The following is a 280-nucleotide window of genomic DNA, read 5'->3' as shown; positions in this document are numbered from 1 at the left end:
ATAGATCCGGTGGATAAGTTCTACAACGGGTATTTTTCGCACCTGCAGATCACGAAGGGCGTGGCCAGACACGCCGCTGCGTTCTCTCAGATCACGGCGCCGCATGCGCGGCCTGAGATCAAGGGAGTCGTCACTGGGGACTCTGACGAGCCGCTGGCCCGTCGCATCGTGGCGTTCAACCGCAAGACGCTGGCGATCACGGGGGAGACCACCTCGAACCCGGTGACGGGAGGCTCCTACGTCATTCCGCACAACAACTACACGGACAAGCACGTGGTCT

General features: G+C 61.1%; 1 protein-coding gene. It reads left to right on the top strand.

Features of this window, described 5'->3' with window-relative positions; translation table 11 throughout:
- Positions 1–9 precede the first annotated feature (9 nt).
- Positions 10–280, top strand: a 271-nt coding sequence (locus CAPSK01_RS08060; protein WP_034924796.1) for a hypothetical protein, incomplete at its 3' end; no start/stop codon positions are given.

The organism is Candidatus Accumulibacter vicinus (assembly GCF_000584955.1).
Lineage (GTDB): Bacteria > Pseudomonadota > Gammaproteobacteria > Burkholderiales > Rhodocyclaceae > Accumulibacter > Accumulibacter vicinus.
The sequence above is the reverse complement of the archived record's forward strand: the minus strand, read 5'-3'. Positions and strand labels throughout refer to the sequence as shown.